The sequence below is a fragment of the Gordonia zhaorongruii genome (genome assembly GCF_007559005.1).
In the GTDB taxonomy this organism is placed as follows: domain Bacteria; phylum Actinomycetota; class Actinomycetes; order Mycobacteriales; family Mycobacteriaceae; genus Gordonia; species Gordonia zhaorongruii.
In genome coordinates this window covers 2003485-2023656 of the sequence record NZ_CP041763.1, presented here as the reverse complement: position 1 = coordinate 2023656, position 20172 = coordinate 2003485, and the positions used below count along the sequence as shown (strand labels likewise).

The 20172-nt window shown below is 67.3% G+C and carries 16 protein-coding genes, 1 other RNA gene and 1 pseudogene; 10 read left to right on the top strand and 8 right to left on the bottom strand.

The features are described 5' to 3' along the window. Positions 1-4 precede the first annotated feature (4 nt). From cobC to rnpB, 5 genes and pseudogenes are all read left to right on the top strand, one after another. Positions 5-1111: an Rv2231c family histidinol phosphate aminotransferase CobC gene (gene cobC / locus FO044_RS09345; protein ID WP_143965503.1), complete on the top strand. Its 1107-nt coding sequence runs from the start codon at positions 5-7 to the stop codon at positions 1109-1111. Continuing rightward, positions 1090-2223, top strand: coding sequence for a Nif3-like dinuclear metal center hexameric protein (locus tag FO044_RS09340; protein WP_143965502.1), 1134 nt, complete (start codon positions 1090-1092; stop codon positions 2221-2223). Before cobC ends, FO044_RS09340 begins: the two co-directional genes overlap by 22 nt. Positions 2224-2297: 74 nt before the next feature. Next, positions 2298-3059, top strand: coding sequence for a zinc ribbon domain-containing protein (locus FO044_RS09335; RefSeq protein WP_132991621.1), 762 nt, complete (start codon positions 2298-2300; stop codon positions 3057-3059). Then, positions 3019-3711: pseudogene (locus FO044_RS09330) on the top strand (histidine phosphatase family protein); the annotation flags it as partial. The gene FO044_RS09335 and the pseudogene FO044_RS09330, both read left to right, overlap by 41 nt. A gap of 26 nt (positions 3712-3737) precedes the next feature. Next, positions 3738-4153: RNase P RNA component class A (rnpB, locus tag FO044_RS09325), an RNA gene on the top strand. Positions 4154-4170: 17 nt separating this feature from the next. Here rnpB and FO044_RS09320 read toward each other — a convergent pair. From FO044_RS09320 to panB, 3 genes are read right to left on the bottom strand one after another with little or no spacing between them, the layout of a single operon-like run. Then, positions 4171-5658 carry a CYTH and CHAD domain-containing protein gene (locus tag FO044_RS09320; protein WP_143965500.1) on the bottom strand — a complete coding sequence of 496 codons (1488 nt, stop codon included), beginning with the start codon at positions 5656-5658 and terminating at the stop codon, positions 4171-4173. A 1-nt stretch (position 5659) separates the two neighbouring features. Next, positions 5660-6616, bottom strand: coding sequence for a prolyl aminopeptidase (gene pip, locus FO044_RS09315; protein ID WP_143965499.1), 957 nt, complete (start codon positions 6614-6616; stop codon positions 5660-5662). 31 nt (positions 6617-6647) lie between these two features. Next, on the bottom strand, positions 6648-7487 hold the full coding sequence (gene panB / locus FO044_RS09310; protein WP_132991617.1) for a 3-methyl-2-oxobutanoate hydroxymethyltransferase: 840 nt from the start codon (positions 7485-7487) through the stop codon (positions 6648-6650). Between the two features lie 207 nt (positions 7488-7694). Here panB and glnA (FO044_RS09305) point away from each other — a divergent pair, with 207 nt between their 5' ends. From glnA (FO044_RS09305) to FO044_RS09295, 3 genes are all read left to right on the top strand, one after another. Continuing rightward, a complete protein-coding gene (gene glnA / locus FO044_RS09305; protein ID WP_132991616.1) occupies positions 7695-9032 on the top strand; it encodes a type I glutamate--ammonia ligase in 1338 nt (445 codons plus the stop codon). A gap of 69 nt (positions 9033-9101) precedes the next feature. Next, on the top strand, positions 9102-12062 hold the full coding sequence (locus tag FO044_RS09300; protein ID WP_425323590.1) for a bifunctional [glutamine synthetase] adenylyltransferase/[glutamine synthetase]-adenylyl-L-tyrosine phosphorylase: 2961 nt from the start codon (positions 9102-9104) through the stop codon (positions 12060-12062). A gap of 4 nt (positions 12063-12066) precedes the next feature. Next, positions 12067-13197: an esterase/lipase family protein gene (locus FO044_RS09295; RefSeq protein ID WP_235831291.1), complete on the top strand. Its 1131-nt coding sequence runs from the start codon at positions 12067-12069 to the stop codon at positions 13195-13197. On the opposite strand, the gene FO044_RS09290 is transcribed toward FO044_RS09295, so the two are convergent. The 3 genes from FO044_RS09290 to glnA (FO044_RS09280) form a co-directional block, all read right to left on the bottom strand. Beyond that, positions 13191-13799 (bottom strand): FKBP-type peptidyl-prolyl cis-trans isomerase, encoded by a 609-nt coding sequence (locus tag FO044_RS09290; protein WP_132991614.1) that lies wholly within the window; start codon positions 13797-13799, stop codon positions 13191-13193. The genes FO044_RS09295 and FO044_RS09290 overlap by 7 nt on opposite strands. Before the next feature lie 35 nt (positions 13800-13834). After that, on the bottom strand, positions 13835-14722 hold the full coding sequence (locus FO044_RS09285; RefSeq protein ID WP_132991613.1) for a hypothetical protein: 888 nt from the start codon (positions 14720-14722) through the stop codon (positions 13835-13837). 105 nt (positions 14723-14827) lie between these two features. Continuing rightward, positions 14828-16261, bottom strand: a complete 1434-nt coding sequence (gene glnA / locus FO044_RS09280; protein ID WP_132991612.1) for a type I glutamate--ammonia ligase — start codon at positions 16259-16261, stop codon at positions 14828-14830. Positions 16262-16565: 304 nt separating this feature from the next. On the opposite strand from glnA (FO044_RS09280), the gene FO044_RS09275 reads away from it, so the two are divergent. Then, the gene (locus FO044_RS09275; protein WP_132993267.1) at positions 16566-17063 is read left to right on the top strand and encodes an RDD family protein; all 498 of its coding nucleotides are present in this window, start codon (positions 16566-16568) and stop codon (positions 17061-17063) included. On the opposite strand, the gene FO044_RS09270 is transcribed toward FO044_RS09275, so the two are convergent. Further along, on the bottom strand, positions 17060-18565 hold the full coding sequence (locus FO044_RS09270) for an HNH endonuclease signature motif containing protein (protein WP_132991611.1): 1506 nt from the start codon (positions 18563-18565) through the stop codon (positions 17060-17062). The genes FO044_RS09275 and FO044_RS09270 overlap by 4 nt on opposite strands. Before the next feature lie 88 nt (positions 18566-18653). Beyond that, positions 18654-19250 (bottom strand): TetR/AcrR family transcriptional regulator, encoded by a 597-nt coding sequence (locus FO044_RS09265; RefSeq protein ID WP_132991610.1) that lies wholly within the window; start codon positions 19248-19250, stop codon positions 18654-18656. Between the two features lie 61 nt (positions 19251-19311). Here FO044_RS09265 and FO044_RS09260 point away from each other — a divergent pair, with 61 nt between their 5' ends. Beyond that, a complete protein-coding gene (locus tag FO044_RS09260) occupies positions 19312-20172 on the top strand; it encodes an alpha/beta fold hydrolase (protein WP_132991609.1) in 861 nt (286 codons plus the stop codon).

Here is a 20172-nt window from a genome sequence, read left to right as displayed (position 1 = left end):
CACCATGACAGCCGACGTGGGCGAACACACTCGGAACAGCGATGTTCCGGCGGTCCTGTACGACCGGAGCCGCCACGGAGACGCCGACGCACAGCCCGGCCTCGCCGATTTCGCGGTGAACGTGCGGCCCGGTCCGCCGGGATTCGTGGCCGACGCGCTCGCGTCGCGGATCGGCGATCTGGCCGCCTACCCGTCCGCTGCAGAGGTGGCGAGCGCGGCTCAGTCGGCCGCCGACCTGCACGGTCGCCGCCTCGACGAGGTGCTGCTGCTCGCCGGAGCGGCCGAGGGGTTCGAACTCCTGGCTCGCCTGGGAGCGAGGCACGTCGCACTCATCCAACCGTCGTTCACCGAACCGGAACGAGTGCTCCGCGCCTCCGGGGCGCGGATCAGCCAGGTGACGCCGCCCCCGCCGTGGCGGCTCGCCGACGCAGCGGTGCCCGCCGACGCCGACCTCGTGATCGTGGGCAACCCGACGAACCCCACATCGGTCCTGCATCCGGCGACCGACATCCTCGCTCTGCGACGGCCGGGACGGATCCTCGTGGTGGACGAGGCGTTCGCCGATCTCACCCTCGACCCTCTTCGGGGAGCCGAGCCGGAGAGTGTGGCGGCCGAGCTCGCCGACGATGTGATCGTCATCCGGTCGGTGACCAAGACGTTCGGGCTCGCGGGCCTGCGAGCCGGCTACCTGCTGGCCGCCCCCGACCTCATCGCGCGTATGACAGCGGGCCGCAGGCACTGGCCGGTCGGAACGTTGACGCTGGCGGCGCTGACCGCGTGCCTGTCCCGGCGGGGACAGGACCATGCGGCCGAGCAGGCGCGGATCGTCGCTGACGATCGTCAGTACCTGCTGGCCGCACTGGAATCGGTCGGACTGCGGGCGGCCGTCGCACCCAGCGCGCCGTACGTGCTCGTGCGTGAGCCGGAGGGGTGGAAGCTGAAGGCCGAGCTCGCATGGCGGGGGATCGCGGTCCGCAGTTGCGCGAACTTCGTCGGCCTCGACGCCGACTACCTCAGGTTCGCGGTGCGTCCACCCGAATCGAGCGATGCGCTCGTGGCGGCCGTGCAAGATGTGAGGAGACGATCCAGATGGGAGACGACACCACGATGAGCCGCACCCTCGCCGACGTGATCGCCGAGATCGAACGCGCTTACCCGCCCGCACTCGCCGAATCGTGGGATGCGGTCGGGCTCGTGTGCGGCGATCCGGCCGAGACCGCCGACCGCGTACTCGTCTGCGTCGACGTCACCGATGCCGTCGTCGACGAAGCGATCGCGACCGGTGCGGAACTGATCGTCGCGCACCATCCGTTACTGCTCCGCGGCGTCAACGGGGTCCCGGCCGACAGCCCGAAGGGGCGTCTCATCCACCGTCTGATCCGTGCGAAGTGCGCGTTGTACGCGGCGCACACGAACGCCGACAAGGCGCGTCCCGGGGTCTCCGATGCGCTGGCCGACGCGCTCGGCCTCATTGGTACGCGGCCACTCGCAGCCGAGCCGGCGGCCACCCTGGACAAGTGGGTGGTGATGGTGCCCGAGGCCAACGTCGACCAGGTCAGCGAAGCGATGTTCGCCGCCGGGGCGGGCTCGATCGGCGATTACCGTGACTGCCGATGGGGTGTCGTCGGAACCGGGCAGTTCATGCCGCAGGCCGGTGCGTCACCGGCGATCGGGGGAATCGGCGAACTCGCCCGTGTCGACGAGGAGCGGGTCGAGATCGTCGCTCCACGGCGGGTGCGGACGGCAGTCCTCGACGCGCTGCGCGGCGCGCATCCATACGAGGAACCTGCGTTCGATGTGTTCGAACAGGCCCGGGTAGACAGCGATGTGGGGCTCGGCCGCGTCGGCACCCTCCCAGCGCCCATGCGACTCGACGAGTTCGTCGCGCACGTGTCCGCGTCGTTGCCGACTGCGGCATGGCCGGTCCGCGCCGCGGGCGATCCCGGAGAGCTGGTCGAGATCATCGCGGTGTGCGGTGGTGCGGGCGACTCCCTGATCGATACGGCAACCGCAGCGGGGGCCGACGCGTACGTCACCGGTGACCTGCGGCATCATGTGGTCGACGAGGCGCGCCGTGCCGGTGCACCCGCACTCGTCGATGCGGGTCACTGGTCGACCGAGTTTCCGTGGTGCGGGCAGGCGGCCGGCCTGCTCGGCGAGTTCGGTTGCGAGACGAGCGTTTTCGCACCGACGACAGATCCCTTCGGCATCGTGGCCCGGTGAGCCAGGCGGCCCGGTGAAACGGACCGCCCGATGAACCCGTACGACGCCGCACCCCGTTCGACAGGAGAACACCCGTGAAAGCATCCGCTGCGCAGCAACGACTGCTGCTCGACCTCGCCGAGTTGGATGCCGAGGTCGCCAAGACCGCGCACAGCCGCAAGAACCTGCCCGAGGACGCCGAACTGGCAGAGCTCGCAACACAGCTCGAGACGGCACGTGAGGACGTTTCGAGCTCTCGGTCGGCGGTCGACGACCTGAAAACGGTCTACGACAAAGTGGACAAAGAGCTGACCGGCATGACCGAGCACGCGGCGCGCGACAAGGCTGCGATCGAGGCGGGCAGTGTGGGCCACAAGGCGATCGGCGAACTTCAGCACGAACTCGACACCTTGATCCGCCGTCAGGAGGCGCTCGAAGGCGAGATGCTCGAGCTCATGGAGCAGCAGGAGGCGACGGCTGTCGAAGCCGACCGTTCCGAGGCGGCACTGCTCACCCTGACGGAGAAGGAACTCGAGGCCGCAGGACGGCGTGATGCGAGCGCCGCGAAGGTCGACGAGCGGGTCGCGGACCTGAACGAGCGGCGCGCTGCGCTCGCCCTCACGATCGACTCCGAACTCGTCTCCATCTACGAGGGTCTGAGGTCGCGCGGGCAGGTCGGTGCAGGCCTGGTCCAGGCGCGACGCTGCGGCGCGTGCCGCATGGAACTCGATCCGCGGTCGCTCTCGCGGATAGCTGCGGCCGACGAGGACGAGGTGCTGCGCTGTGAGGAGTGCGGCGCGGTCATGGTTCGGACCGCCCACTCCGGTCTGCCCGGACAGGGGAAGCCGCGTGAGTGAGAAGCCGACCTGGCAGGGGCAGACGGCACCGCCCACACGGCTGATCCTCCTGCGACACGGGCAGACTCCGCTCTCGGTGGAGCGCCGCTACTCCGGGCACGGCGATCCCGATCTCACTGACCTCGGGATCGGGCAGGCACAGGCGGCCGCAGATCGGCTGGCCGGCGCGCCCGGTCCGTTCGCCGGTATCGACGCGGTCGTGTCGTCGCCGCTCGCGCGCGCCCGGTCGACAGCGGCTCTGGCCGCGGTGCAGCTCGGACTCGGCGTGGATGTCCACGACGGCCTCATCGAGACCGACTTCGGAGAGTGGGAGGGCCTCACCTTCTCCGAAGCTGCACGACGTGACCGCCGACTCCACAACCGGTGGCTGAGTTCGGAAGACGTGTCGCCTCCCGGTGGGGAGAGCTTCGCCGCCGTCGCGGAACGGATCGGCAGGGTCCGCGACGACCTGGTCGGCCAGTACGAAGGACGCACGATCCTCGTCGTCACGCATGTGACACCGATCAAGACCTTCCTGCGCGCGGCGCTGGGCGTCGGCCCGGAGCTTCTGTTCCGGTTGCACCTGGATCTCGCATCGCTGTCGGTCGTCGAGTTCTATCCGGATGGTGGTTCGGTGGTCCGGCTCGTCAACGACACCGGTCACCTGCACTGAGGTGTGGGGTATTCTCGAACGGCGAACGAGTCGGCCGGGCGGCCGCGGCGATGGAACCGTGCGGGCATCCGCACAGGCCGGCAGCCGAGGAAAGTCCGGACTCCACAGCAGCAGGGTGGTTGCTAACGGCAACCCGGGGTGACCCGCGGGACAGTGCCACAGAGAACAGACCGCCCACGACGTTTCGACGGCGCGGGTAAGGGTGAAACGGTGCGGTAAGAGCGCACCAGCGTCACGGGCGACCGTGACGGCTCGGTAAACCCCACCCGGAGCAAGGCCGAAGTCCGCACCGTCCGCGGTGCGGATGCGCGAGTGCTCGAGGACTGCTCGTCCGAGCTCGCGGGTTGGCCGCTCGAGGCACCCGGCAACGGTGTGCCCAGATGGATGGTCGCCCCCGGCCTTCGGGCCGGGACAGGATCCGGCTTACGCGCCGACTCGTTCGCACCCGTACTACGGAAATCAGAGCCTGCGGTACGCCTTGACCGCTTTGCGACCCCGGGTCTCCTCGCGGGCGTCGATCCGACCGAGCGTGAACATCGCGGCGCCGGTCAGCGGCACCCGACCGGCGACCTCGGCGAGATGTTCCCGGTTCACGGCGGTGTCCTGGAAGGTGCCGAGGTGGGTCTGGATCTTCTTGGCGACCCGACCCGCGTTGTCGAACGACGCTCGGCGCAGCGGTGCCGCCGACTCCGCCGTGTACCGGGCGGCCTTCGCGCGCTTGCGGATCGTGTGCAGTTGCTCCACCCACTCGGGCGACCAGGAGTCGTGCTTGCGGAGCTTGCGCTGCGCGGCGGTGAGCCGCTTGTACGACGCGCCGACTGCCTCGGCGGCCACGTCACGGGCCGGGCGGTCGGCGTCGATCCCCGGCTGCGGGCTCTCGATGAGGCTGTCGAGGTCGTCGAGCAGAGTCAGATACCGGGTGGTGGACAGCGCGTACCGCACCGATTTCAGAGCCCTCCGGTGGCGCACGCGCTCGGCATCGATCAGGGCGGTGACGAGGTCCTCCGGTGCGTTCTCGCGGGACAGCAGCAGTTCGTTCGTCTCCAGCTGAACCTCGATATCCCGTGCCTCGCCGAGTACCTCACCGAGCTCGCGGAGCTCGTCCGAGACCGGTTGTGCGGCCGCGCGGTCGAGAACCTCCGGGTACGAGGTGAGGATGGAGCGGACCTTGCGGGCCGCGACCCGCATCTGGTGCACCGCGTCCGGGGCGTCCTCTCGTGCCAGCGGATCGTAGGCGAGGAGAGCCTTGCGATGCAGTGCCAGCTCGTAGCGCACCAGGTCGAGTGCGGTCGCCTTCTTCGGCAGTACGCGCACGTCCGTCTCGAGCGGCTGCGAACCGATCGCCCGTGCCAGTTTGGACGTGCTCGATGCCGTCTGAGCGCCTGCGGCGCGGAGGTAGGCTTTCGCTCGCTTGAGCAGGTCCATGGTGCCCTCGACGAGTTCGAACTCCCACTCGGCCCACCGATTGACGCCGCCGCCGGGAAGCAGTGACTCGGCTGAGACGAGATCCTCGCAGAACACCGCGACCTCGTGGCCGTCGGCGTCGAAGATCGCCGTCACCGTCCGGTCGGTGGTGATGGTCGCGACCGGGTTCAGTTCACCGTGCCTGGCGACTGCGACCACCTGATCGCGCAGGTAGGAGGGGAGGCCATCGTCCTCGGGCGCGTCGTCGAACCCGATCGCGAGTTCACGTCGTGCCGACTCGACCGTGGATGGTCGCTTGAGATGCCAGCCACCGTCAGTGCCTCCGGTACGACGTCGCAGGGTGATGCGGTTGGCGGCGAGGGCGGTGTCCGCGGTGTCGTAGTACGTGGCTTCGAGCAGGTACGTCGTCGGCTTGCCGACGACCCCGTCCGGGACGAGGTCGGTGAGGTCGGGAGCCGGGAGCCCCGCTTCGACGTCGAACTTCAATTCGATCTCGAGTGATTCCTGCGGGGCTGGGCTCATGTCAGGCTCCTGTACGGGCGAAGCGGTCGGTGGCTTCGATCAAGTGGTGGACGATACCGGGTTCGAAGGATGCGTGACCGGCGTCGTCGACCACGTGCAGATCGGCGGATGGCCATGCACGGTGCAGATCCCACGCGCTGCGCATCGGGCAGACGACGTCGTAGCGGCCCTGCACGATCACACCGGGGAGATGCTCGATCCGGTCGACGCGGTCCAGGAGCTGACCGTCGTCGAGGAATCCGTGATTCTGGAAGTAGTGGTTCTCGATGGTCGCGAACGCGAGGTCCGCACGTCCTCCGTCGCCGCGGTTGGGCTGGGGGAGAAGGTGGCTCGTCAGATTCTCCCACGCGCTCCACGCGTTCGCGGCACGCTGCGCGGTATCCCGGTCGTCGCCGGTCAGGAGACGGTGATAGACCGCGACGAGGTCGTCATCGCGTTCGGACTCGGGAATGGGCTCCAGGTACGTCTCCCAGACATCCGGGAAGATATGGGATGCACCGCCGTTGTAGTACCAGTCGATCTCGCTGCGCCGCAGCAGGAAGATGCCCCTCAGTACCAGCTCGGTGACCCGCTCGGGATACGTCTGCGCATACGCCAGCCCCAGCGTGGAGCCCCACGATCCGCCGAACACCTGCCACCGGTCGATTCCGAGATGCTCGCGCAGCGACTCCATGTCGGCGATCAGATGGTCGGTGGTGTTGACCGAGAGGTCGGCTCCGTCGGCGATGTGGGGACGCGATCGACCGCAGCCGCGCTGATCGAACAGGATGATCCGGTAGCGCGCCGGGTCGAAGAACCGTCGCTGTTCCGGTGAGGTTCCGCCACCGGGGCCGCCGTGCACGAAGACTACGGGCTTGCCGTCCGGGCGGCCGGAGGCCTCCCAGTAGATCTCCTGACCGTCTCCGACGTCGAGGTGGCCGGACGCATACGCGTCGATCGGGGGATACAGCGTGCGCATACGGCCAACCTATCTGCTGATACGAGGCGTGTCAGTAAGAGTGCTCGGGGCCGGGGAACGACGCCGACGCGACCTCGGACGCGTACTGGCGCGCCGCACTGCGCAGGTCGTCGCCGATCGAGGCGTACCGTTTGACGAACTTGGCGGTCTTCCCGTGCGTGTAACCGGCGGCGTCCTGCCATACGAGGACCTGCGCGTCCGTCTCGTTGCCTGCGCCGATGCCGACGGTGGGGATGGTCAGCTTGCGGGTGATCTGCCCGGCGACGTCGCCCGGAACCATCTCCATGACGACGGAGAACGCGCCGGCTTCCTGCACTGCGATGGCGTCGGCGACCAACTGGTCACTCGCATCACCGCGGCCTTGGACGCGGTAACCGCCCAGCGTGTTCACGCTCTGCGGGGTGAACCCGACATGGCCCATCACCGGAATGCCCGCTGCGGTCAGGGCGGCGATCTGCGGTGCGATGCGCTCTCCGCCCTCGATCTTGATGGCGTGCGCACCCGATTCCTTGAACATGCGGATGGACGATTCGAGGGCTTGCTGCGGGCTCGCCTCGTAGCTGCCGAACGGCAGGTCTGCGACGACCAGCGCGTGCGGGGCTCCGCGCACCACGGCGCGGGCGAGGGGGATCAGTTCGTCGAGGGTGACCGGAATGGTGGTGTCGTAGCCGTAGACGACGTTGGCTGCGGAATCGCCGACCAGGAGGACGGGGATCTCGGCCTCGTCGAAGATGCGTGCCGTCGAGAAGTCGTATGCGGTGAGCATGGCCCACTTGTGCGACTCGGCCTTCCACTGCGCGAGATGCTGAATGCGGGTGGCCCGGCGGGGAGTGGGGGTGGTTGTCGATCCGTAGACGGATGCTTCGGACATGACTTGCCTCATTTCTGCCTCGAGTCCCGCTGAGCGGGTACCCGGGTTGGTGCGGACATCACCGATTCTCCCACCGACGGTTGCGGACCGGCAGGGGAGGATCGGTGGCATTGGTCACACCGGCTCGGCGAGGGGCGATGCGGGCCGAGCCGCGGCCATCGGCGCGGGTGTAACACGCGCGTAACTGCGGAGCACTAAGGTTCGGGTATGGATCGCCAACAGGAATTCGTGCTGCGGACCCTAGAGGAACGCGATATCCGATTCGTCCGACTGTGGTTCACCGACATCCTCGGTTATCTGAAGTCGGTGGCGATCGCGCCTGCAGAGCTGGAGGGTGCTTTCGCTGAAGGCATCGGATTCGATGGCTCGGCCATCGAGGGGTTCTCCCGTGTCTCGGAGGCCGACACCGTCGCCAAGCCCGACCCGTCGACGTTTCAGGTGCTGCCGTGGGTGAGTGACGGCAAGAACTACTCGGCCCGCATCTTCTGCGACATCGCGATGCCCGACGGGACACCATCGTGGGCCGACCCGCGCCACGTGCTGCGCCGCCAGCTGAACAAAGCGGCCGATCTGGGCTTCACCTGCTATGTGCACCCGGAGATCGAGTTCTTCCTCCTCAAGGACAACCCGTTCGACGGAACACCGCCGGTTCCGGCCGACGGAGGCGGGTACTTCGATCAGACGTTCCACCATTCGGCACCGAACTTTCGACGGCACGCCATCGACGCACTCGAGTCGATGGGCATCTCCGTCGAGTTCTCGCACCACGAGGGCGCGCCGGGTCAGCAGGAGATCGACCTCCGGTACGCGGACGCGCTGTCGATGGCCGACAACGTGATGACGTTCCGTTACCTCGTCAAGCAAGTGGCGTTCAACGACGGCGTGCGGGCGACGTTCATGCCCAAGCCGTTCAGCGAGCACCCCGGTTCGGCGATGCACACGCACCTGAGTCTGTTCGAGGGTGACACGAACGCGTTCCACGATCCCGACGACCCGATGCAGCTCTCCGTCGTGGGGAAGCAGTTCATCGCCGGAATCCTGGAGCACGCCAACGAGATCAGCGCCGTCACCAACCAGTGGGTGAACAGCTACAAGCGGCTCATCTACGGTGACGAGGCGCCGACCGCGGCGACGTGGGGCCGTGCCAACCGGTCGGCGATGGTCCGGGTTCCGCTGTACACGCCGAACAAGGCGTCGTCGCGCCGTGTGGAGGTCCGCAGCCCCGACTCGGCATGCAATCCGTATCTGACGTTCGCGGTCCTGCTGGCCGCCGGGCTGAAGGGCGTCGAGAACGAGTACGAGCTGCCCGAAGAGGCGGAGGACAACGTCTGGGCGCTCACCCCGGCCGAGCGTCTCGCCATGGGCTATAAGGAGCTTCCGGGGTCGCTAGCCGACGCGCTGACCGAGATGGAGCGTTCCGAGCTCGTCGCCGAGACTCTCGGCGAGCACGTCTTCGAGTACTTCCTCCGCAACAAGTGGGCGGAATGGACGGCGTACCGGGGCCGCGTGACCCCGTACGAGCTCGAGAACTATCTTCCGCTGTAGACCGGAGGCTGCATCGTGACGCGAGGTGGTGGCCGCTCGCCCGTGCCCAGCCCGGGCCGGCTGGGGCTGATGGAACCGACGGTTCGCGACGATCTCGCGACCCTCGGGTGGTCGACACCCGAGACCGTCGGCTTGTTGTGGGCGCTCTCGCGCGCACCCGATCCCGATCTGGCGCTGAGGGCTCTCGTGCGTCTGTACGAGCGCGACGAGGAGAGCGGGATCTGGTCGGAGATCGACGCGCTTCTGCGCTCCGACAAGTCGTTCCGCGGACGTCTGCTCTCGGTGCTCGGCGGGTCGGATGCACTCGCGGACCATCTGGTCGCCGAGCCGGACTCGTGGCGCCTGCTGGTGGCGGACGAGATGCCGACGGCGGAGGAGTCGCGGCGGGCACTCCTCGAAGCGGTCGGTGCCCGGCGCGAACCCGGCACGAGTGAGAGCGACCTGGTGTTCCGGGCGACGATGTCCGGACCGGACGCGGTCAGTGAACTGCGGACCGCGTACCGGGACCAGATGATGATCCTCGCGGCCCACGACCTCGCCGCAACCGTGGAGGACCAGCCCGTTCTGTACCTCTCCGAAGTGGGCGGGCGACTCGCGGATCTGGCCGACGCGGCGCTCACCGCCGCCCTGTCGGTAGCTGTGGTCGAGGTGCTCGGCGACAAACCGCTCGAGACGCGGATCGCGGTCGTCGCGATGGGCAAATGCGGTGCGCGCGAACTCAATTACGTCAGCGACGTGGATATCGTCTTCGTGGCCGAGCCCGCCGACACCACCTCGGCTCGCATCGCGGGCGAGATGATGCGCATCGGCTCGCTCGCTTTCTTCGACGTGGACGCGGGACTACGGCCCGAGGGGAAGTCCGGTGCGCTGACCCGCACCGTCGAATCGCACATCACGTACTACCGGCGCTGGGCCAAGACCTGGGAGTTCCAGGCTCTGCTGAAGGCCCGGCCGATGGCGGGCGATCTGGCGCTCGGCCGCGAGTACGTGGGCGCGACGTCGGAGATGGTCTGGGACGCATCCGAGCGCGACGACTTCGTATCCGAGGTGCAGGCCATGCGCCGCCGTGTGGAGTCGCTGATCCCCGACGAGCACAAGGCGCGCAACATCAAGCTCGGCCGCGGCGGTCTGCGCGACGTCGAGTTCGCCGTCCAGCTGCTGCAGATGGTCCACGGACGAGTGGACGCCACCCTGCGCGTGCAGTCGACAGTCGACGCGCTCGCGGCGCTGACGGCGGCCGGTTACATCGGGCGCGACGACGGCGCGAACTTCTCGGCGTCGTACCAGTTCCTGCGTCTGCTGGAGCACCGCCTGCAATTGCAGCGACTGCACCGCACGCACCTGCTCCCCGAACCGGGGGATGACGCGGGAATGCGGTGGCTGGCGCGGGCAGCGCACGTACGCCCCGAAGGCAGCGAGGACGCTCTGCAGGTGCTTCGGCGCATCCTTCGTCAGCATGTGACCAGGGTGCGCCAGCTGCACGAGAAGCTCTTCTACCGACCACTGCTGGAAGCTGTTGCGCGGCAGGATAAAGGACTACTCAGGCTCACTGCGGACTCGGCGAAACGTCAGCTCGCCGCCCTCGGGTACGCGATGCCCGATCGGGCGCTCTCGCACATCGGCGCGCTCGTCTCGACACCCGGCCGGACCGGTGCGATCCAGTCGATGATCCTGCCCGGTCTTCTGGAGCACATCAGTGACACTCCCGATCCGGATGCGGGGCTGCTGAACTACCGCCGCCTCAGCGAGGAGATGGGGACCATCGGCTGGTATCTGCGGCTGCTGCGCGACGACGGCGTCGTGGCGCAGCAGTTGATGCACGTGCTCGGCACCAGCGAGTACATCGCCGATCTGCTGATGCGCTCTCCGGACGTGATTCAGATGTACTCGACGGGAGCCGCCGGACCCAAGCTGATCGAGGTGGAGTCGACCGACGTCGTGAAGGGGTTGCGAGCGTCGATGCGGAGGGCACCGGACCTCACGCGTGCTATCGCGGTCGCTCGGTCGCACCGGCGGGCGGAGCTCGCACGCATCGCATCCGCAGACATCCTCGGCCTGCTGACGGTGCAGGAGGTGTGCCACGCATTGTCGAATGTGTGGGCCGCCGTGCTCGACGCCTCGCTCGACAAGGTGATCGAGGATTCACTTCGCACCAGGAACGGCGGCGCGCCTGCCCGGATCGCGGTGATCGGGATGGGGCGCCTCGGCGGCAGCGAGCTCGGCTACGGTTCGGACGCCGACGTGATGTTCGTGTGCGAAGCCGTCGAGGGAGCCGACGAGACGGATGCCGTGAAGTGGGCGCAGACCATCGCCGAGCGCGTTCGCACGCTCCTGGGGACGCCGAGTGCCGATCCGCCGCTCGAAGTGGACGTCGGCCTGCGGCCCGAAGGCCGCAACGGTCCCGTCGTCCGCACGCTCGCGTCCTACGAGGCCTACTACCGGCAGTGGGCGCAGGCGTGGGAGGTGCAGGCGCTGCTACGGGCGCACACCGTCGCCGGTGACGCCGACCTCGGGCTGGCGTTCCTGCACATGGTCGACGTGACGCGCTACCCGGCGGGCGGGGTATCACCGGCCTCGGTACGTGAGATCCGTCGGATCAAGGCACGCGTCGACTCCGAACGACTTCCGCGCGGCGCCGATCCGGCGACGCACACCAAGCTCGGGCGCGGTGGACTCGCCGACATCGAGTGGACCGTTCAGCTGATGCAGTTGCGCTTCGCGCACGAGTACCCGACGCTGCACAACACCTCGACGCTGGAGACCCTCGACGCCATCGAAGAGGCCGACCTGCTCGGCTCCGAGCAGGTCGCGATGCTCAAGGACGCCTGGCTGACTGCCACGCAGGCACGGAACGCCCTCGTCCTGGTGCGGGGAAAGCCCGTCGATCAACTCCCCGGACCGGGGCGCCAGCTTCGCGCCGTCGCGTACGCTGCCGGGTGGCCGCAAGATGAGGCTCCGGAGTTCCTGGAGCACTACATGCGGGTCACGCGCCGTGCGAAGGCCGTGGTAGTCGAGTTCTTCGGAGAGTGAGTACGTGCGAATCCCACGCGCTGCCGTCGAGCGTGCGATGGTCGGTTCAATCACCAGCACCATCCGGGCGGGGCAGAAGCTGACGCAGCCGCTGCTCGCGCTCGGCAACCAGGTGGTGCAGCGGTTCCCGCGTGAGATCGTCCCGCTCGGCGGTGAGGAGAACGACGCGCAGGGCCGCGTCGTCTACGACTTCTTCGCCGGTATCGGCCCCGAGCTGGCGCATCCGGGCGGGTCGCTTCCCGGGTCGAACCAGTGGGGCGTCCCGTGCGATCCGGAGCATCCGATCCCGGTGATCCTCGTGCACGGCACCGCCGGCGGAGCCCAGACCAACTGGGGGACCTACGTTCCGTTGCTGGCAGCCGCCGGGTACTCGGTATTCGCGCTGACCTACGGTGCGGTCGAGGACTCTCGGTGGCCCATCTCGGCGCTCGGCGGTATGAAGCCGATCGAGGAGAGTGCCGCCGAGTTCGGCGAATTCGCCGAGAAGGTGATGGCTTCCACCGGGGCGGACCAGGTGCACGTCGTCGGCCATTCCCAGGGCACCTTGGTCCCGAACTACTGGGCGAAGCACCTCGGTGGCGAAGGCAAGATCGCCAAGTACGTGTCGCTGGCGCCCCTCTGGCAGGGCACCACCGTCCTGGACGGTGCTCACAACCTCTTTCAGCGCATGCACACCCGCTACGGAGTCAACCCGGCCGACGTCGTCCCGTGCCGGGCCCTGCCGCAGATGCGTGCGGGGTCGGACTTCATCCGCGCGATGAACGACGACGACGGACCGTATCTGCCGGGCATCGAGTACACGAACATCTCGACGGTGCACGACGAACTGGTGCGTCCGTACATGTCGGGGCAGGTGTCCGGCGGCCCGCAGCGGCAGGTCACCAACATGATCCTTCAGAACGGCTGCAACAAGGACTTCTCGGACCATCTCGGTATCTGCGGTTCACCGCGTGCGGCCGCGCACGTTCTCAACGCGTTGGACGATCATCCCAACCGGGTGGTGCCATGCCAGATGGTGGCGCCGTTCTTCGGGTCCCCGCTCCTGCGCCGCACCGGTGGCGTACCCGAATTCATCAAGCCGTTCGCGGCGCCAGCGAGCAGTACGCCGTCGGAGCGGGTCGTGGCGACCTACTGAACGGACACGATCGTCAATGCGAACACGATGGTGTCGCCTGTTTTGATCGCGCCGTCGGGTGTGCCCTGCGGGTAGCCGTCGGCCGGGGCGACCGCGACTGCGACGTCGGCGCCGGCCTTCTGACCCATCAGCGCCTTCTGGAAGCCGGGAACGACGCCGCTCGCGGGGAAAGCGGCGGGTTCGCCGCGATCGAAGGCGCTGTCGAAGACGGAGCCGTCGCGGCCGTTCACGCCGTGGTAGCAGACGCTGACGGTGGAGTCCTTCGTGACGGCGGTGCCGTCGCCGGCCTCCAGGGTCTCGACGGTCGTCTTGTCGACCTCGAACGGTGCGCCCTCGATGGTGACCAGGGGTGCCGTGTCGTCCGTCGGACCCACGACGTCGATCGAACCGCTCGTGCCCTGCAGCGTCCAGTCGGCCTTGGTATCTGCCGCAGGTGCGTCGGTGGGGCAGGTTGCCGGCCGGAAGTCGGGCGCAGCCTCGGAGACGTCCACGTTCGTGTTGCTCGCGGAATCGGCAGCGGTGCTCGAATCGTCAGACGAGCAGCCCGCGAACACGAGTGCAGCGGCGGCCGCGGGAACCAGGATCAGGTGCTTGCGCTTCATGAGGAGTGACGATACCGGTCAGCCGGCTACTCCGGTCACCCGGCGGCGGGCGCGGGGCACTCGCCCCCGGGGATCCGCGTGAGGTTGGCTTTGAGCCAGTGGGCCACCTGATCGAGTGCCGCGGTGCCGGTCTCGAATGTCATGCCAGCCTTGTGCACGCTGGCGGACACGGCGGCCTGCGAGCCGTTCGGGAGTGTGACGAGTCCGATCTGCCGAACGACGTACCCGCCGTCCGGAGCCTCACCCCATCCGCCCTTCACCGCGGTGCTGCGGCCGCCGATCCGTCGAACGCCCCAATCCTGCACACGCGACACCCCGCGCATCAGTTCGAGCATGTGCTCACTACCGGTGAGGCACGGAAGATTCGCGGTCCAGCCTGCCGAATCGGCCAGTGCCCAACGGGTTTCACCGAGCATGGGGAAATCGCGACCGTGCCGTCGCGCGGGTTCGGTGACCATGTCACCGCCTTCGCGAAGGACATTCTCCAGTGCCTTCGTCGCCTCGTCCGGGCCCCCGAACGAGCGAGTCAGGATGCGGGCCGAACGATTGTCCGAATCGATGACCGCGTGCGCCTCGGTGCGGCTCATGCCGTGCATGCGTTCGGCCGCCAGCCCCAGCGGGGCCTTGATCGTCGACCACGCGTCCTGCGGAGTCTGATCACCGAACAGCAGTGAGCGGCCGCCGCCTACCGGAGTGATGGCCACCCCGGTGGGGGCGGGGAGTCGCAGCGCGCCGAACGAATCGTGCAGGGCGCGCTGCGGTTCGGCTGTGGTCTCGTGGTCCTCGGAATGGTCGTCGCGAAGGACGACTATCGTCACGGTCGCCGCGGCGGCGATCACCACGACGAGAGCGGCCACCGACAGCAGGAGCTTCCGTCGTGACGGACGTTCCGCATCGGATACGGCACGATGTCGTGCGTTCACAGGACTCCGATCTATGAGCGCCGCACCGGGATCAGGGCGCAGGGGACAGGCTCGCACATTACGACGCCCCCGGCGAGAACCGGGGGCGTCGTGGCGCTGATGTGATCAGCAGTCGTAGTACAGGTCGAATTCGTACGGGTGCGGACGGATCTGGATGGGCTCGATCTCGTTCTCACGCTTCAACGCGATCCAGGTCTCGATCAGGTCCTCGGTGAACACGCCGCCTGCGGTGAGGTAGTCGTGATCCTCTTCGAGACGGTCGATGACTGCGGAGAGTGAGGTCGGGGCCTGCGGGATGCCCTTTGCCTCCTCCGGAGGAAGCTCGTACAGGTCCTTGTCCACGGGCTCGTGCGGCTCGATCTTGTTCTTCACGCCATCGATCCCCGCCATCATCATGGCGGCGAATGCCAGGTACGGGTTGCCCGAGCTGTCGGGGCAACGGAACTCGATGCGCTTGGCCTTCGGGTTGTTGCCCGTGATCGGAATGCGAACGCAGGCGCTGCGGTTGCGCTGGCTGTACACGAGGTTGATCGGGGCCTCGTAGCCCGGAACCAGACGCTTGTACGAGTTGATCGTCGGGTTGGTGAAGGCGAGCAGTGACGGCGCATGGTGCAGGATGCCGCCGATGTAATGGCGTGCGATGTCCGACAGTCCGGCGTACCCCGACTCGTCGTGGAACAGCGGCTTGCCGTCCTTCCAGAGGGACTGGTGAGCGTGCATGCCCGAACCGTTGTCGCCGAGCAGCGGCTTCGGCATGAAGGTGGCCGACTTGCCGTTCTGCCACGCGGTGTTCTTGACGATGTACTTGAACAGCTGAACGTCGTCGGCGGCGTGAAGCAGCGTGTTGAATTTGTAGTTGATCTCGGCCTGACCGCCTGTCCCCACCTCATGGTGAGCGCGCTCGAGCTCGAAGTCGTTGCTGGCCAGGTGGCCGGAGATCTCGTCACGCAGATCGACGTAGTGATCGTACGGGGCGACCGGGAAGTAGCCGCCCTTCTGACGGACCTTGTAGCCACGGTTCGGCGTGCCGTCCGGGTTGGTGGCCTTGGATGCGTTCCAGGAGCCCGACTCCGATTCCACCTGGTAGAAGGTGCCGTTGATGTCGGAGCCGAACGAGACGGAGTCGAAGACGTAGAACTCGGCTTCGGCACCGAAGAAGCAGGTGTCGGCGATGCCGCTCGCGCGGAGGTAGTCCTCCGCCTTGCGTGCGACGTTGCGCGGGTCGCGGCTGTAGGCCTCACGGGTGAACGGGTCGTGGACGAAGAAGCTGACGTTCATCGTCTTCGCCTTGCGGAACGGGTCGATGCGGGCGGTCGCCGGGTCCGGGAGGAGCATCATGTCGGACTCGTCGATCGACTGGAAGCCGCGGATCGACGATCCGTCGAATGCCAGACCCTCTTCGAAGACGTCCTCGGTGAATGCGGCTGCGGGGATCGAGAAGTGCTGCATCGTTCCCGGCAGGTCGCAGAAGCGGATGTCGACGTACTCGACGCCTTCGGACTTGATGCCTTCGAGCAGCTCTTCGTTCGTGTTGTACACGGTGGGCCTGACTCCTAACTGAAAATCCGGCCAGAACCTCTGACCGCAACTCACGTCCTCGCCGGTTCCGGCGGACATGAAGCTCACCAAGAAATGTATGGAGGCGAGGTTGCCCGTGCGTCAAGCGAATGTTTCCCCTTTGTTACAGCACGGGCCACGGGCTCCAGAATAGTCCGAATCCATCCCGTGCATGGTGGCGGGCGTCACGAAAATTGGTCTGATCGCAACGCTGACTAGGATGGACGCCATGACGGAGCAGGGAGAACCGCTGCAGGGAGAACCGCAGCAGAGCGGAGCGCAGTCGATGCGCGGGGCGGCGGGCAGCTGGCTGTCGGGGCCGCAGATGACCGGCGGTGACGAGAACGACTACCGCGGCCAGGACCTCGGCCTTCCCGGACAGGGCTCCGGCTCTCTCGCCGGCGGCTGGTCGCGTGTCGTGGGACTGCTCGTCGACTGGCTCATCGCATATGGCATCGCACTGCTGATCGTCGGTTTCGGCACCAAGACGGGGACCACCGTGCTCGCCGTCTGGTTCGTGATCGGCGTGATCGCGGTGACCTTGTTCGGTTTCACTCCCGGTCAGTTCGTCGCCGGGCTGCGGGTGGCGCGTGTGGACCACGGCGCCGAGCGCGGGGCCGCCGAAGCAGCGGGAGATGTGCCTCGGGCCGGAGTCGGCTTCGTCCGTGCGTTCTTCCGGCAATTGCTCATCTGCTTCGCAGTCCCAGCGCTGATCAACGACTACAACGGTCGCGCCATGCACGATCGCGCCACCGGGACCGGATTGGTGCGGACTCGCGGCTAGCTCTTACGTCGGTTCGCCGCACGCATCGACATCCGGTACCGATGCTTGGCCTCGGTACGTGAGCGGTTCCGCAGATGCGGGATATCGGGCGGGGCGTCCCCGGGATCCCTCGGCGGGCCGTGGCGACACGGAATCAGGCCGATCTCGGGTAGGAGCCACGTGTTGCCTGCGCGGGTGCGCACGGTGATGCCGCTGGGGGTGGTGACCTCGGTCCAGATCTCGCCGTTGGCGTCGATGATCTGATCGTCGAGCCAGCCACCTGCGGATGTTTTCAATCCGTGGTGGAAGCGGCACTTCGGGTTGAGGTTGCAGAAGCAGGTGGGGCCTCCGGATGCGGGATCGCGATGGTTGTATTCGCAGACGTGGTCCAGGTCGGCCTTGAAGGCCGGGCGATCGCATCCCGGCCACGAGCACCGTCCGAATAGGGCGCGAACCGCGGTATCGCACGTGGTGGTCGGTCGATAGGGGTCGCCGTCCCTCGACGTCGAGTCCATGAGCCGGTCGACATCGAGGTCGCGGCGGACGGTGTCGCCACGCTCGCACATCTCGCGGACGTGGTCGGCGGAGATGGGGCCGACACCGTCGAGATAGGCGGGAGTCTGGTCGGTCCCGTCGAGCGTGTCTCGGCGGACGACGACGTGCAGGACGATTCTCGAGCAGCGTGCGGCCACCTGTGCGTCCGACAGTTCGGCAGGACAGGTGTCGAGTCCGCAGCGGCACGTGAACGACCGACGCTGGAGGAGCGCGATCGCGGCATCTGAGCGGCGTTCGGCTCGCGTTCGCGGGTCTGCCTCGCAGACCCCGGCGGCGAGCGCGTCCACGATCTCCTGCGACAGCTGAGCATCCTCCGCGTCCGCGGTGATGATGAATCGGGACAGTCGGCCGCCGAGTGGTGACACCCCGGCGTCTTTCATGTCCCGCGAGTCCTTGCGACGTTGCCGTGCGGCTTCGGCGTCGTGACGGGTGACGATCCGCCGAGCCGTCTCGCCGGCTCGGGTGCTCGACGTCCGACCCTCTCCGCGGATCCAGATGGCGATCGTGGAGTCGACGTCGGCGAGTACTTCCGGGGCTTCGATGAGGCCGGTCTCGTAACGGAGCGTGTCGAACGTCTTCGGCGTGATGAGCGCATCGCGGAGGCATTCGCCGATGCGCGGAATGCGCTCGAAACAGTCTGCGGCACGGTCTAGGAACGCCTCCGCCTGCCCTTGCGTCACCCGTGCCACGACCGCGTACTGGGCTGCGGTGACGGTGAACGGATCGAACAGGAAGTTCGGGTCGGAAGCGCTCCGGTCGGCCTCGGCGAGGGCCACCGTATAGGCGCTGTGGATCGCGCGGAATCGGCACCAGCGCAGCGGTCCTTCGAGGCTGTCGGAACGACCCGCGAACGCGAGTTGTGCCGCCGCGTCGTTCTGGTTCTGCGGTAACGGGATCGAAATCGCGAGCTCGTCGCCATCGGCCGAGATGCGCGCTGAGCCGGGCGAGACCGGGGGCCTTCTGCTCATGGTGCTCACCCCCGCCGATCGCTCTATCGAATATACGTTCGATGATACTGTCGGGGTCTGACAATTCTGTACGACCAGGTGATGCGGGTCAGCGGGTTGCGGTGACTCCGTGCAGGTATGCCGAGATCGGCGGTTCGAGTGGCAGGTGTCGGTCGATCGCGGTCCGGTAGAAGACGAGTGCGTCCGCCAGCGCGACCAGTTCCTCCACGTGTTTGTCCGAGTCGGGTAGCGAGGCGCGGTGAAGCGCCGTCCTGATCACCTTCCGGCCGAGTTCGTGAAGCTCGGAGTGGGTGGTCAGCATCCCGTGGAGGGGTGATTGGTCGTCGAGCTCGAGAATCAGTGCATAACGCGCCCGCATGTCATCCCGCCGTTCGGCGAGGGTCTCGATGAGCCTCGATAGCCACCCGGTGAGCTCCGCGATCTGGAGGGGTTCGTTGATATCTGCGTCGAGGGCTGGTGTCAGCTGCTCGGTATCTGTCGTAGACCGTTGTGCCAGCGTCTCGACGACCAGTTCAACGAGGGCCGCCCGGGTGCGTGCGTGATACGAGGTGGACCCCTGGGGTAGGTCCGCCTCGGCGTCGACCGCCCGGTGGGTGAGTGCTCGAACGCCGTCGCGAGCGATGATGCGGACGCCTGCGGTTGCGATGGCCTGTCGCCGATTGCTGTGTGCCTGGCGCCCTGTCATTCCTTCAATGCTACAGGTGTAGCGTATTGCCTTATTGCTACAGATGTAGAGAGGTGTGAAGGTGGGAATCGATTACGTCCCGGATTCGGAGCTGTATCCATTCGAATCCCGATGGTTCGGCTCGTCCTCAGGCCGGGTGCACTACATCGACGAGGGGGAGGGGCGACCGATCGTGTTCTGTCACGGGTCGCCGACGTGGAGCTTTCTCTACCGCCGGATCGTGTCTCGGCTTCGAGGAGGGTTTCGCTGCATCGCCGTCGACTACCTCGGCTTCGGCCTGTCCGAGCGCCCGGACGGCTTCGGGTACACGGTCGCCGAGCACACCGGCGTGCTCGGCGAGTTGCTCGACCATCTGTGTCTGGACGACGCCATCGTGGTGGGGCACGACTGGGGAGGGCCGGTCGGGCTCGGTGCAGCGGTGGATCGGGCCGCGCGAGTCAGCGGGATCGTGGTGAGCAACACCGTGTTCTGGCCGATCGATCCGATTCCGAATCGTGCTTTCAGCGCCATCATGAACACCCGGCCGATGCAACGGCGCATCCTCGACCGCAACATCCTCGTCGAACGGTTCCTGCTCGGTGGGCTGCAGAAGGTGCTGAGTCTGGGCGAAGCAGATGCGTACCGCGGAGTACAGGCCAGTCCGGAGGCGCGTCGCGGACTCGCGGTGATGCCCGGGCAGATCCGCGAGGCTCGCCCGCTGCTGGCCGATCTGGCGGTGGATGTACCAGCTGTGCTCGGCGACAAACGAGCGCTCGCGATCTGGGGAATGCGAGACCCGGCGTTCCGGCCCCGAACCTGCCTTCCTCGCGTCCGCTCGGCATTTCGAGACCTCGACGTGATCGAGTTGCCGGAAGCCGGGCACTTCATTCAGGAGCAGGCGCCAGACGCGATCGCATCAGCGATCGCGGAGCGATTCTCGTGA

Bases quoted from the DNA above. Each gene is read 5' to 3' on its own strand.
- FO044_RS09340 (WP_143965502.1), top strand. From the start codon at position 1,090: ATGGGAGACGACACCACGATGAGCCGCACCCTCGCCGACGTGATCGCC.
- FO044_RS09270 (WP_132991611.1), bottom strand. From the start codon at position 18,565: ATGAGCAGAAGGCCCCCGGTCTCGCCCGGCTCAGCGCGCATCTCGGCC.
- glnA (WP_132991616.1), top strand. From the start codon at position 7,695: ATGGATCGCCAACAGGAATTCGTGCTGCGGACCCTAGAGGAACGCGAT.
- FO044_RS09300 (WP_425323590.1), top strand. From the start codon at position 9,102: ATGGAACCGACGGTTCGCGACGATCTCGCGACCCTCGGGTGGTCGACA.
- FO044_RS09275 (WP_132993267.1), top strand. From the start codon at position 16,566: ATGCGCGGGGCGGCGGGCAGCTGGCTGTCGGGGCCGCAGATGACCGGC.
- cobC (WP_143965503.1), top strand. From the start codon at position 5: ATGACAGCCGACGTGGGCGAACACACTCGGAACAGCGATGTTCCGGCG.
- FO044_RS09320 (WP_143965500.1), bottom strand. From the start codon at position 5,658: ATGAGCCCAGCCCCGCAGGAATCACTCGAGATCGAATTGAAGTTCGAC.
- panB (WP_132991617.1), bottom strand. From the start codon at position 7,487: ATGTCCGAAGCATCCGTCTACGGATCGACAACCACCCCCACTCCCCGC.
- FO044_RS09290 (WP_132991614.1), bottom strand. From the start codon at position 13,799: ATGAAGCGCAAGCACCTGATCCTGGTTCCCGCGGCCGCCGCTGCACTC.
- FO044_RS09265 (WP_132991610.1), bottom strand. From the start codon at position 19,250: ATGACAGGGCGCCAGGCACACAGCAATCGGCGACAGGCCATCGCAACC.
- pip (WP_143965499.1), bottom strand. From the start codon at position 6,616: ATGCGCACGCTGTATCCCCCGATCGACGCGTATGCGTCCGGCCACCTC.